This is a genomic window from Variovorax sp. KBS0712, assembly GCF_006323185.2.
GTDB lineage: Bacteria > Pseudomonadota > Gammaproteobacteria > Burkholderiales > Burkholderiaceae_C > Variovorax > Variovorax boronicumulans.
In genome coordinates, this window is record NZ_VCCD02000001.1 from 2,086,314 (window position 1) to 2,098,497 (window position 12,184).

The 12,184-nt window shown below is 64.8% G+C and carries 9 protein-coding genes and 1 pseudogene; 2 read left to right on the top strand and 8 right to left on the bottom strand.

The genetic code is table 11. The features are described 5' to 3' along the window. Nucleotides 1-65: 65 nt before the first annotated feature. Entirely contained in the window at nucleotides 66-1,067 is a 1,002-nt protein-coding gene (locus FFI97_RS09560; RefSeq protein WP_139701799.1) for an NADP-dependent oxidoreductase, read from the top strand. A gap of 532 nt (nucleotides 1,068-1,599) precedes the next feature. On the opposite strand, the gene FFI97_RS09565 is transcribed toward FFI97_RS09560, so the two are convergent. The 5 genes from FFI97_RS09565 to FFI97_RS09585 all read right to left on the bottom strand — a co-directional run bounded on the left by FFI97_RS09565 (nucleotide 1,600) and on the right by FFI97_RS09585 (nucleotide 8,312). Further along, nucleotides 1,600-2,514: a LysR family transcriptional regulator gene (locus FFI97_RS09565; RefSeq protein ID WP_070059261.1), complete on the bottom strand. Its 915-nt coding sequence runs from the start codon at nucleotides 2,512-2,514 to the stop codon at nucleotides 1,600-1,602. Between the two features lie 59 nt (nucleotides 2,515-2,573). Beyond that, nucleotides 2,574-3,380, bottom strand: coding sequence for an oxidoreductase (locus FFI97_RS09570; RefSeq protein ID WP_070059262.1), 807 nt, complete (start codon nucleotides 3,378-3,380; stop codon nucleotides 2,574-2,576). A 40-nt stretch (nucleotides 3,381-3,420) separates the two neighbouring features. Next, nucleotides 3,421-6,498 (bottom strand): efflux RND transporter permease subunit, encoded by a 3,078-nt coding sequence (locus FFI97_RS09575; RefSeq protein WP_139701800.1) that lies wholly within the window; start codon nucleotides 6,496-6,498, stop codon nucleotides 3,421-3,423. After that, nucleotides 6,495-7,610, bottom strand: a complete 1,116-nt coding sequence (locus FFI97_RS09580) for an efflux RND transporter periplasmic adaptor subunit (protein WP_139701801.1) — start codon at nucleotides 7,608-7,610, stop codon at nucleotides 6,495-6,497. The genes FFI97_RS09575 and FFI97_RS09580 overlap by 4 nt, the downstream gene beginning before the upstream one ends. Nucleotides 7,611-7,694: 84 nt before the next feature. Continuing rightward, nucleotides 7,695-8,312: a TetR/AcrR family transcriptional regulator gene (locus tag FFI97_RS09585; protein ID WP_139701802.1), complete on the bottom strand. Its 618-nt coding sequence runs from the start codon at nucleotides 8,310-8,312 to the stop codon at nucleotides 7,695-7,697. A 96-nt stretch (nucleotides 8,313-8,408) separates the two neighbouring features. On the opposite strand from FFI97_RS09585, the gene FFI97_RS09590 reads away from it, so the two are divergent. Beyond that, a complete protein-coding gene (locus FFI97_RS09590) occupies nucleotides 8,409-9,872 on the top strand; it encodes an efflux transporter outer membrane subunit (RefSeq protein ID WP_139701803.1) in 1,464 nt (487 codons plus the stop codon). Nucleotides 9,873-10,036: 164 nt separating this feature from the next. Here the strand turns inward: FFI97_RS09590 and FFI97_RS34295 are convergent, their stop codons facing one another. The 3 genes and pseudogenes from FFI97_RS34295 to FFI97_RS09605 all read right to left on the bottom strand — a co-directional run bounded on the left by FFI97_RS34295 (nucleotide 10,037) and on the right by FFI97_RS09605 (nucleotide 11,901). Beyond that, entirely contained in the window at nucleotides 10,037-10,864 is an 828-nt protein-coding gene (locus FFI97_RS34295) for an MATE family efflux transporter (RefSeq protein WP_313906280.1), read from the bottom strand. Further along, nucleotides 10,838-11,464: pseudogene (locus tag FFI97_RS33905) on the bottom strand (MATE family efflux transporter); the annotation flags it as partial. The gene FFI97_RS34295 and the pseudogene FFI97_RS33905, both read right to left, overlap by 27 nt. Nucleotides 11,465-11,547: 83 nt before the next feature. Then, nucleotides 11,548-11,901 (bottom strand): DUF4148 domain-containing protein, encoded by a 354-nt coding sequence (locus FFI97_RS09605; protein ID WP_235926633.1) that lies wholly within the window; start codon nucleotides 11,899-11,901, stop codon nucleotides 11,548-11,550. Between the last annotated feature and the right edge of the window lie 283 nt (nucleotides 11,902-12,184).

Below are 12,184 nucleotides of genomic sequence, written 5' to 3' on the forward strand. Positions count from 1 at the left end.
CCGCCCCCTGTGGGGCGGGGCTGCCCGAAGCGCATTCAATCAAACACTCTGGAAAAAAGTCGCCCATGAAAGCGTTCATCATCGATCGTTACGGAAAGAATGAAGTTGGCCGCATCGGCGAAACGCCCGAGCCCGAGGTGCGGGACGATGACGTCCTAATCCAGATCCACGCGGCGAGCATCAATGCCCTGGACTCGAAGATCAAGAGCGGCGAATTCAAATTGATTCTTCCCTACCACTTCCCCCTGATCCTGGGCAACGACCTGGCCGGTACGGTTGAGCGGGTCGGCGCTCGCGTTCGCAGCTTCAAACCGGGCGACGAGGTCTATGCGCGCCCCGACGACGATCGCATCGGCACCTTCGCCGAGTTCATCGCCGTCAAGGAATCGTCGCTGGCGCTGAAGCCCAAGAATCTCAGCATGGTCGAGGCCGCATCCGTTCCTCTGGTGGCCCTGACCGCCTGGCAGGTGCTGGTCGAAACCGCCAAGCTGAAAAAGGGGCAGAAGGTCCTGATCCATGCCGGCTCCGGCGGCGTCGGCACCATCGCCATCCAGCTTGCCAAGCATCTCGGGGCATTCGTGGCCACGACCACCAGCACGGCCAACGTCGCCTGGGTGAAGGCCTTGGGCGCGGACGTCGTCATCGATTACAAGCAGCAGGATTTCGCCACGGTGCTCCGCGACTACGACGTGGTGTTGAACAGCCTCGGCAACGGCGAGCTGAACAAATCCCTCCAGGTTCTCAAGCCGGGCGGGCATCTCATCTCCATCTCGGGGCCGCCCACCCCGGCGTTCGCCATCGCGCGAGGACTGGCCTGGCCGCTCAGGCAAGTGCTGCGCCTGTTGAGTTTCGGCATCAGGAACAAGGCAAAGAAGAACGGGGGCCACTACACCTTCGTCTTCATGCGGGCCGATGGGGCGCAGTTGCGAGAGATCACCGCCCTCATCGAGTCAGGCGCCATCCGCCTGATCGTCGACAAAGTGTTCCCATTTCAGGACACCCACAAAGCGTTGGCCTACGTCGACAGTGGGCGCGCCAAGGGCAAGGTCGTGGTGCAAGTGGTGTAGCTGCCGCCTGCCTGCGCTAGCGTCTTTGATCAGGCCCTTGCCCCGCCGACTCAGGCCATCGCACGGCCGACGCGCAAGCCTCCGGTGGCCTTGGCGTTCTGTACCCGCTCTGCATGACCAGGAGATCGACCTTGAGTTCATACACAACCGCCCGCATCGGCAAGCGCGCACTGGTGACCGGCGCATCTAGCGGCATCGGTGCGGCCATCGACGCGTGGACCCACATTTTCGCTGACGCTTGAACCGCCTGTATTCCAACGCGCACGCCTGTGGTTCTGCGCATCGGTGCGCAGAAGCGGGTCAGCGTTCGATGGAAAAGTGGGGCCAATGAGCGTGGGAATCCACATCAAAGGCCTCCCGCAGAAACGCGGAGTTCGAAACCTTCGAGATCCCGAAGGACTTCGACTACGACGTGGCCGTCCCAGCGGACGACATCAGGGCGCCTGGTCACGCCGCAGCAAGCTGGTTGCGCGATCCTGCTCGCTTCAGTGACAACCCGCAGGGAGGCGCGCATCCTTCGCACGTTGCCAGCTCACTGCGCGTCGATCCTCATCCGCGAACCTGTAGGCTTCAACCGGCTCACGAGAAAATCCAGCAGTGCCCGATGCACCGCCGTGCTGTGCCGGCGCTCCAGGTACACAGCGGACAGCCACATGTCGCTGCGAACGAACTCCGACAGCACAGGCACTAGTCGCCCGCTCTCGACGTAAGGCGCGAGCATCACCGAGGGCAAGTAGACAACGCCTGCGCCAAGCAGCGCCGCCTGGATGAGCGGGCTGGCTTCCGTCGCATCCAACGGTCCACGGACCGGGACCTCGAGTGGCTGACCGTCGACTTCGAAGCGCCACTTGGGCAGCGGATTCAGATGGCTGCTGAACAGCGCGATGTGATGCGCAAGTTCGCCCGGATGAGCTGGCACACCATGCTTACGCCAGTAAACGGGAGCCGCGCAGACAGTGAGCTCCATCGATACCAGTTTTCGAACGATCAGGTTCTCATTGGCTGACGCGCCGAAGCGAAGCGCGATGTCGACGCCTTCCTCCGCAAGATCGACCATGCGGTTTGTGAGCACGAGACTGATGCTGACCTCCGGATAGTGGCCAAGAAAGGCGTTGATCAATGCCGGCAATTCGGTCAGTTCCATGCCGTAAGGCGCCGAGATGCGCACGCGCCCGCTGGGGATCCGCGCGCGGTCCTGGAGCTCGGCTTGCGTGACGTCGGCCAGTTCGAGCATGGGCCTGCTTCTTTCGAGCAGCAAGGCGCCAGCGTCCGTCAGGCTGACGGCATGGCTGGTCCGGTTCAGCAATCTGACACCGAACCGGCTCTCGAGTGCCGCGATGTATTTGCTGACGGTGCCCTTGGACAGCGAAAGATGCTTGGCCGTGCGGGAGAAGCTCCCCGAAGTGGCGACCTCGCTGAATGTGCGCAGGAGATCCAGGCTGTCCACAAATGTTCTCCTTCTTGTTGGTCAGGCCGACGCTCGGTACAAGCATCTCGGACAGGTGCTCAAACGAGCCCGAGTTTTTTCCTCAGGCTCGCATCCACCGGTCCCGCCGGCATGAAGCGGCGCAATTTCGTCAACAGAGACGCCTCCCCCGGCGGCGTGCAACGCATTCGCCACGGGCCCAGCGCCGCCTCGACGATGGTGCTCGCCACGCCGTGCGGCTCGGGCGCACTGCTCACGCTCTCGGCCACGGAGAGCGTCACCAGTTCGCGTTCGCGGTCATAGCCCGCGATCCGCGCCTTGACACGAGGCGCATTGGCATCAAGGTTGGTCCGGGTGAAGGCCGGCTGCACCAGCGTGGCACGAATGCCGAACTGGCGCACTTCATGGTCCAGCGACTCCGACAGCCCTTCCACTGCGTGCTTGGTGGCCGCATAGAGTCCCATGTACGGAGCCGGAAGCACACCGAGCACGGAACTCACGTTGACGATTCGCCCGCGGCGTTTTTCACGCATGTACGGGAGCACCGCACGCGTCGTGCGGAGCATGCCGAAAACGTTGGTATCGAACAGCACTGCAGCCTCGGCTGTCGCGGTTTCCTCGACCGCGCCGATCATCATCATTCCCGCGTTGTTGACCAGCACGTCGATGCGCATGGCCCGGTCGATGACGGATTCGATGCCCCTCTGGACAGAGCCTTCGTCGCGGACGTCCATTTCGATGAACTCCACACCAGGCAGCGCGGGTGCCTTGCGCAACTCGCGAACGGTGCCGAAAACCCGGCAGCCTCGCGCCACGAACATTTCCGCGGCGGCACGTCCGATGCCCGAGGACGCGCCAGTCACTACGACGACTGATGAACTCGACATGACTGGTTCCTTCGATCTTGATGAATGATGATGAAGCGCATCAGTGCGCGGGCTGGGTCGCGTTGCCTGGTTTGATCCTGAACCAGATCGAATACATCGCCGGCAGGAACACCAGCGTCAGGATCGTCCCCGCGAAAGTGCCGCCGATCAGCGTGTACGCCAATGCGCCCCAGAACACCGAATGCGTCAGCGGAATGAACGCGAGGATCGCCGCCAACGCCGTCAGGATCACGGGCCGCGCTCGCTGCACCGTAGCCTCGACCACCGCGTGGAAAGGGTCCAGCCCCTCCTGCTCGTTGTGGTGGATCTGCCCCAGCAGAATCAGCGTGTTGCGCATCAGAATCCCCGACAGCGCGATGAGCCCAACCAGCGCATTGATGCCAAATGCCTGCTGGAAGATGAGCAGAGTTGGCACCACACCGATCAGTCCCAACGGGCTGGTAAGGAACACCATGACCATCGCCGACATCGAGCGCACCTGGAGAATGATGATCAGAAGCGTGACCGCCAGCATGATCGGGAACAGCGGCAACATCGCCGCGGTCGCCTTCTCCGATTCCTCGATGGAGCCGGCCTGGACGACGCGGTAGCCCGCGGGCAGCTTGTCGATGATCGGCTGCAGCTGCTTGGTGATCGCGTTCGACACGTCCGGCGGCTGCGTTCCGTCGGCGATGTCGCCCTGCACCGTGATGGTGGGCATGCGGTCGCGTCGCCGCATGACCGGCTCTTCCATGCGCATCTCGACCTGGCCGACCTGCGACAGCGGAATGCGTTGACCGCCGGCACCGGCGAGCGTGAAGTCCGCGATGCGGGCCGGGTCGAGACGCGTGTCGCCCGCCGAACGGGCGACGACCTGCACGGTGCGGATGTCTTCGCGCACGGTCGTCACTGGCACGCCGCTCAAGAGGAACTGCAGTTGTTGCGCCACGGCATTGGAGCTTAGGCCCACGGCCTGCAGACGGTCCTGATTCAAGGTGAAGTGCAGCGCGGGCGTGCGGGTGCCCCAGTCGGTGCTGACGGTGCGCATCATCGGGCTCGCATCCATGACCTGACGCACGTCGGCCGCGATCTTCCGCAATTCGTTTGCATCCGGCCCCGTGACACGGTAGGCCACCGGGAACGGCGAGTACGGGCCGAACACCAGTTGGGTCACCCGCAGCCGCGCCTCGGGCGCCAAGCCCTGCGCGATGGCCTCGCGCAGCCGCAGCTTCAGGGCGTCACGCTCTTCCTGGCTGGCTGTGCGGATGACGATCTTGGCGAAGGACGGGTCCGGGAGTTCCGGGCCCATGGCGAAGAAGAAGCGCGGTGCGCCCTGGCCGATATAGGAGGTGACAATCTGTGCCTCGGCTTGCTTAGACAGCCAGGCCTCGACTTTCGCCGTCGCGTCGCTGGTCTGCGTGATGGCCGTGCCATAGGGCATCTGCACCTCGACCAGGACCTCGGGACGGTCAGAGATCGGGAAGAACTGCTTCTTCACGACACCCATGCCGAGGATGGACAGCACGAACAGCGCGATAACGGCGCCTGCGACCAGCCACTTGCGTGCGATCACGCGCTCGAGCACGCGACGCAGGCGGTTGTAGCGCGGCGTGTCGTAGATCGCGGCGTGGCCGCCTTCGATTTTCTTGAAGTTCGGCAGCAGCTTCACGCCCAGGTACGGGGTGAACACCACCGCGACGACCCAGGAGGCGATCAGCGCGATGCCGACGATCCAGAACATGTTGCTCGTGTACTCGCCCGCTGTCGACGGCGCAAAGCCGTTGGGCATGAAGCCGACGGCGGTGACCAGCGTGCCCGAGAGCATCGGCGCCGCCGTGTGGCTCCACGCATAGGCCGATGCAGCGATGTGGCTGTAGCCTTCTTCGATCTTCACCACCATCATCTCGATGGCGATGATGGCGTCGTCCACCAGCAGGCCCAACGCCAGGATCAGCGAACCGAGCGTGATACGGTCGAAGTTCTTGCCGGTGGCGGCCATTACCACGAAGACCACGGCCAGCGTGAGCGGCACGGCTGCAGCGACAACCAGGCCCGCGCGCCAGCCCATGCTCAGGAAGCTCACCAGCATCACGACCAGCAAGGCCGCGAAGAACTTCATCATGAATTCGTCGACCGATGCGGCGATGTTGACCGACTGGTCCGTGACCTTCGACAGGCTCAGGCCCAACGGCAGTTCGGCATTGATGGCGCGGGCTTCCGCGTCCAGCGACTTGCCCAGGTCGAGCCCGTTCCAACCCTCTTTCATCACGACGCCGATCAGCAGGGCCGGTTCGCCGCCGCTGCGGATCATGAAGGTGCTTGGGTCTTCATAGCCGCGCTTGACCGTGGCGACGTCCGACAGCTTCAGGGTGCGCCCTTGCGCGACCACCGGCGTGTCCCGGATCTTCTGCAAGGTGTCGAAGGCACCGTCCAGGCGAATGAAGACCTGCGGACCTTTGGTTTCTACCGACCCGGCCGGGCTCAGCGCATTCTGGGCATTGAGCGCGGCGAACACATCCTGCGGGCCGATGCCCAGTGTGGCCAGCCGGTCGTGCGCGAACTCGACGTAGATCCGTTCGGGCTGCTCGCCGGCGATGTTCACCTTCTTCACGCCCGGCACGTGCAGCAGCCGCTGGCGCAGCGTTTCCGCATCGCGCACCAGCACGCGCTGCGGCTCTCCCTTGGCCTTGAGTGCGAAGAGGGCGAAGGTGACGTCGGCGTACTCGTCGTTGATCATCGGGCCAATCACGCCCGCCGGAAGATTGCCCGCTTCGTCGCCGACCTTCTTTCGTGCCTGATAGAACTCTTCTTGCACCTTGGAGGGTGGCGTGCTGTCCTGCAAGGTCAGCGTGGTGAACGCGAGACCGGGCCGCGTGTAGGTTTCGGCGCGATCGTAGTAGCGCAGTTCCTGCAGGCGTTTCTCGACCTTCTCGGCGACCTGGTCCTGCATTTCCTGCGCCGTGGCGCCGGGCCAGGCCGTGATGATGGTCATCACCTTGATCGTGAAGGCCGGGTCTTCCGCGCGCCCCAGCTTGAAGAAAGCGACGAGGCCGGCCAGCGAGATCAGCAGGATCAGGAACAGGGTGATAGCGCGCTCACGGACTGCGAGCGCCGACAGATTGAAACGGCCTTCGCTCATGGACGGGCTCCGCCACCCGCAGGCGCCGCGGCCGCGCCGGCAACGCGCACCTCTTCACCCTCGCGCAGCAGGTGCGCGCCGAGTGCGATCACGCGATCGCCCTGCTTGAGCTCGCCCGTGATCTGGGCGCGGTCGTCTTCCAGCGACTCCACCGTCACCGGCTGCCAGTGCACCTTCGCCGGATCACCGGTGATGACCCAGACCCCCGGCGCCTTGCCGGCGTCGAACAGGGCGCCGATGGGCACCTGCACACCGTTCTTCGCGACGACCTTGCCATCCCCGACGTGAACCGTCACCGTGGCCCCGAGTGGCGCGTTGACCATCTCGCCATCAAGCACATAGCGCGCCTCGAAGGTGCGCGTGAGCTTGTCGGCTGCATCGGAGAGTTGCCTGAGCTTGACGGCCACCGCAACACCTTCCCTGCCGAACAGCGTGGCCTGGCCGACGGAGCCGATGACCGGACGTAGCGTTTCCGGCAACTGGACCACGGCCTCCCTGCGCCCGGCCTGCGCCAAGCGGACCACCGGCTGCCCGGCGTTGACGACCTGGCCAGGCTCGGCCAGCGTCTCGAGCACCGTGCCGTCCGCGTCGGCAACGAGTTCCGAATAACGACTGGAATTGCGCGCAACCTCGGCCTGCGCTTCGGCCGCACCGAGCTGGGCCTGGGCCGCATCCGCCGCCGCCTTGACCTGGTCGTACGCCGAGGCGGAAATGGCGCCGGTGCCGCGCAGATCGCGGTAACGCGCTTCTTCGTCGCTCGCCTGCTTTGCACGCGCCCGTGCAGCGCTGACAGCCTCCTGCTGGGCACGCGCCGCCAACCTCAGGTCGACCGGGTCGATGCGCATGAGCAACTGCCCGCGCTTGACCGTCTGGCCCGCGTCCACGAAGCGCTCCAGCACCTTTCCGGAGACGCGGAAACCCAGGTCGCTTTGAACCCGCGCGGCCACGGTGCCGGTGAACGAGCGCGATGCCGACGCGGCCGTCTGGACGGTGGCTGCGCGCACCAGCGGCGCCTGGGTGCGCGGATCGGGTGGCGCCTTGTCGTCGCAGGCGGCCAGCGCGAACGGCAAGGCGCAGACAAGTGCAGATGTAAGGAAGCGGCGCGAGTGCATGAGGGGCCCATAGACGAATCGATCAGGGCCCCGATTCTGATAATAGTGACCATTTTAGTCAATGGTCACAGTCGATTTATATCTTCAAGGAGACAGACTGCGCAGCACCAGACCCGACAGCTGGGCCGGCGCCTGGTCCGTGTAATGAGCGCTGAGCTGCAGGATCACGGGGTTGATATAGGGGTGCATGACCAGATAAATGGCCGCCGCCGCCTCGTCGATCGGCGTCTTGCGCTCGAAGTCGCCCGACTCGCGGCCCTGCTTCAGCAGCTCGATGAGCATCTGCCGGATGCACTCTTCATGGGCAATGGCCGACGGCCAGCGCTCGCTGGCCGCCGAGATGGCGATCTCGTAGAGCTTGCGGTCCTGGAAGAACAGGCGCAGGCCCGAATCGACAATGGCCTTGAACATACGGCGCAGCTTCTCGGGCGGGCTTTCGACCCCGTCGACCGCCACGCGGATGCCCTCCTGGATCTCGCGCAGGCAGTTCGCGCAGATCATTTCGCCAATCGCCTGCTTGGACTCGAAGAACTTGTAGATGTACGCCTTGGAGAAGCCGATGGCCTTGGCGAGGTCGGAAACCGTGGTCTTCTCGTACCCGTACTGGCTGAAGTGCTCGGTGGCCGCGACGACGATCTGCGCGCGCACGTCGTGATCGGCCGGCCCCCGCGCTACAGGCGGAGAAGAAGTTGCATTGCTCATGACCAGAGCTTACCGCCCGGACAAACAAACGACAACAAGTGACCATATTGAATTATAGTCACACACTTTTTCCTGTCCGCCGTCCCGGAGCAACCCATGTCCCAACGTACTCTTGCCCTGCCCCTGCTGTTCAGCCTCCTCGCAGGCTGCGCTGTCGGGCCTGACTATGTCCGACCTGCCCCGAGCCTGCCGGACCGATTCATCGGCGCGACAGCCCTCGACCAGCGATCCGCCACCGCCACCGCCGAGCTGGTGGCGTGGTGGACCGGCTTCGGAGATGCACGACTGGCCCGCTATGTCGAACTCGCGCTGAAACAGAATCTTGACCTTGCGCAGGCATCCGCCCGCGTGACGCAGGCCCGGGCCGGGCTCGGTGCGGCGAATGCGGCGCTGCTGCCCTCGGGCAATCTCGGCGGACAAGCCGCCAGGGCCTACCAGTCGGTGGAGACGCCACTGGGCCAGGTCCTGAACTCGCAGCCAGGGTTCGATCGCTACGGCAACGCCTACGAAGCGAGTCTCGGCGCAAGCTGGGAGCTGGACATCTTCGGCGGCCTGCGCCGGGGACGCGAGGCAGCGCTGGCCGACTACCAGGCATCGGAGGCCGGCGCGACCGCCACGCGCCTGGCCGTGGCCGCGCAGACCGCAGACATCTACATCACGCTGCGCGGTCTACAGGCCCGCCTCGACGTGGCACGGCGGCAAGTCGCCACGCAGCAGGACCTGCTGTCGAAGATCAACCTCCTCTACGGCAAGGGGCTGGCCGCCGAACTCCAACTGAGGCAAGCCGAAGGTGCCCTGGCGCAGGTCCGTGCATCTGTGCCAGTGTTGGAGGCGGGCGAGGCCGCGGCCATGAACGCGCTCGACGTGATGCTGGGCGCGACGCCGGGCGCGCACCGCTCCGAATTGGCGGCGGGGGGTGTCATTCCTGTCGCACCGCGCATCGGCGCCACCGGATCACCCGGCGATTTGCTGCGGCGGCGGCCCGACCTGATCGCTGCCGAGCGGCGCCTTGCGGCATCGAACGCGCGCATTGGCGTGGCCATGGCCGAGTACTACCCGAAACTCTCACTGGGGGGAACGATCGGCAGCGCCACGTCCGTGGCCAGCGGCAATCTGTTCACCGGCGGCGCCAGCCAGGCTGCGGCCCTGCTCGGCCTGCGCTGGCGGCTGTTCGACTTCGGGCGCATCGACGCGCAGATTGCACTCGCCAAGGGGCAGGACGCGGAGTTGCTCGCAGCCTACCGGCTCGCTGCACTGCGTGCGACCGAAGACGTGGAGAACGCCTTCTCCGCCCTGGTCAAGCGTGAAGAACAAGCCGCCTTGCTCGCGCAGGGCGAGGCATCGCTCGGTCGCGCGCGAGGGGCATCGTTCGCGGCCTATCAGCGAGGCGTCATCAGCCTGATCGAAGTGCTGCAAGCGGACGAGAGCCTGCTGCGCGTGGCCGATGCAAGAGCGCAGGCGCAAACGGAGTCGGCGCGCGCGGCGGTCAGTGCGTTCAAGGCGCTGGGTGGCGGCTGGCAGGCTGAACCCCTCGAAGCGGTGGCAATCCGTCCGCATTGAGACACTGAATACGTCCCGGCAACCCGGGCGATCCGACCGACTCACCCGTTGCGCTCGAAAACACCGGTTCTTCCGACCTCCACGCCGAAGGACAGAGAGACGCAGCGACATCGCACAGATGTACAGCTACAAACCTCCTGTGCCGCAGCACGAAGCGTGTGACTCTAGCGTCTTCCCCAATCTCCCCGGGCGAAGCCCCACACCGTCACTGCGGCGCCGACGATGGCGCCCCCAGCCACCAGCAGGAAGGCAGACTCGAGGCTGAGCCTCCCCGCGAACACCAGCGCCGCTGCGGACAGCGCGCACACGAAGCGCAAGACACCGGCCGCGAGCGGCCAGCCGACGCGCCGCGCGCCCTGCCCCGCGAAATACAGTGACAACGCGACGGCAATGAAGCCGAACACCGGGCCCATCACCCTCAGGTACTGCCCCCCGACGGCCAATACGTCGGGGTCGCTCGCGAAGTGAGACATCCACAGTCCAGGAAAGAATGCCACGCCGAGGCCCAGCACTTCGAGCAACCCAGCAACGAACAATGCGTTCACCAGCGCAGCGCGCCGCGCACGCACCACATCGCCGGCGCCAATGCAGGTTCCAACCACGGCGACGGCGGCGGTGCCGAAGCCGAACATCACGGGAACCAGCAACATTTCCAGTCGAGACGCGATACCGTAGCCCGCGATCGTCGACACGTTGAAGGCGCCTGCAGCCGCTGTGATCGCGGCAATTGAAAGCGTCGTCATCGCCGCGTTGAGGGTCGACAGCAAGCCAACGCCAAGGATGGCACCGAAGTGATCACGCCGTAGCGGGTGCCGACGAAGTCGAAGCCTCGAGCCCGCGGATCGCATGGAGGCAACGATCGCCACGAGCGAGCCTGCACTGCACAGCACCTGCGCCACGCCCGCACCGGCGACGCCCATCCGCGGAAACCCCAGCCAACCCAGGATCAGGACGGGAGAAATAATGAGCCCGGCGCCAACGCCGCCGAGCATGATCAGTGCTGGAGTTCTGACGTTGCCCGCACCTCGCAAGGCTGACTGCAGCAACGTCGGAATCCAGAACAGCACCGCGCCGCCAAAGAGAATGTCCGAGTATCGAATCGCCTGCTGCAAGGACGCGCCTGTTCCACCCAGTTCACGGTAGAGCATCGGACCCGCGGCGATCACAGCCAACGCGAACAGTCCGCCTGCGATGATCGCGATCACGACGCTGTGCTACACGAGACTTTCGGCTTCGTCTTGCCGCCCGCCGCCGAGCGCCCGCGCGACCGCCGAAGAAACCCCGCCTCCGACACCGCCGTTGGAGACCATGGTCATAAGCAACATGACGGGCACGACTAACGAGGCCGCTGCGATAGCGTCGACACCCAGCCCGCTCACGAAGTAGGTTTCTGCCACGCTCAGCACCGTCTGCATGAGCATCACGGCGACCGTGGGCACCGCGAGGCGAATCAACAGCGGCAGCAGCGGCGCGTGCAGCAAGGGGTTGGCGACGCCCGAGTTGACCTTGGCGGGCAAAGGGGCTGGCTCCAAGGCTCTGGCGGCGTCAGCAGTGAGGGAAGTTGTCATCAGGTGTCCACCCTTGGCTGGCATGTGCGTGATGGGCACCCGCAACTCCGGGCTCTCCTGCCAACCGTTTTTTTCTTACCGCACGCGGAGCGTGAAGCAGTCGTTGCTCAATTGGCCTTGGCGCGCAGATCGGCCGGGTGCGGCATCGTCGAAATAACTTTGCTGTTCACACGAGAGCCGGAGCCGACATTCTGGTCGGGCCGCAGGTTGTAGTGAACGGCCTCGGCTTCAACGAGAGAACGCGCCGTCGAAACAGCCATGGTCTCGGGACCGCGAGAACCGCGAACCACGTTCTGGTCGGGCGCTTTGGCGGTGCGCACGGCCTCGGCATTCACCTCATCGCGCGTCTTGCTGGAGAAGGCCTTGTGCACACCGTCGTACGCCTCTGCGTGGGCGCCGGCCGCGACCAGGAGGGTCAGAACAGGGGCCGATACGATCTTCATGGCTGTCGTGAGATTCATGGAGGTTCCAAAGAAAAAGGTTGGAGCAAAACGCTTGCGGGTCTCGTCTCGAGAACCTGCAGATCAAGTCTTGCGCCAAATTCGACCTCGGCAGTCATGCGATCAAGACACGCCACGTTTCCGTAGCCGAAACCTTCTGCATCGCAGCAACGGGCCTTCCAGCATGCCCGTCCCGGCGGGCTTTGAGAATCAAGTCGCGCGCCCGAACGTCTGGAGCGCGCGTTCCAGTCGTTCGTCCTGAGATTGATCGCCAGAAAGGAATCGGAAAGACCTGCGCTCTTAA

Excerpts from the sequence above, each read along its gene's own strand:
- FFI97_RS09560 (WP_139701799.1), top strand. The coding sequence starts at position 66 with ATGAAAGCGTTCATCATCGATCGTTACGGAAAGAATGAAGTTGGCCGC.
- FFI97_RS09570 (WP_070059262.1), bottom strand. The coding sequence starts at position 3,380 with ATGTCGAGTTCATCAGTCGTCGTAGTGACTGGCGCGTCCTCGGGCATC.
- FFI97_RS09575 (WP_139701800.1), bottom strand. The coding sequence starts at position 6,498 with ATGAGCGAAGGCCGTTTCAATCTGTCGGCGCTCGCAGTCCGTGAGCGC.
- FFI97_RS09580 (WP_139701801.1), bottom strand. The coding sequence starts at position 7,610 with ATGCACTCGCGCCGCTTCCTTACATCTGCACTTGTCTGCGCCTTGCCG.
- FFI97_RS09585 (WP_139701802.1), bottom strand. The coding sequence starts at position 8,312 with ATGAGCAATGCAACTTCTTCTCCGCCTGTAGCGCGGGGGCCGGCCGAT.
- FFI97_RS09590 (WP_139701803.1), top strand. The coding sequence starts at position 8,409 with ATGTCCCAACGTACTCTTGCCCTGCCCCTGCTGTTCAGCCTCCTCGCA.
- FFI97_RS34295 (WP_313906280.1), bottom strand. The coding sequence starts at position 10,864 with ATGCTCGGCGGCGTTGGCGCCGGGCTCATTATTTCTCCCGTCCTGATC.
- FFI97_RS09605 (WP_235926633.1), bottom strand. The coding sequence starts at position 11,901 with ATGAATCTCACGACAGCCATGAAGATCGTATCGGCCCCTGTTCTGACC.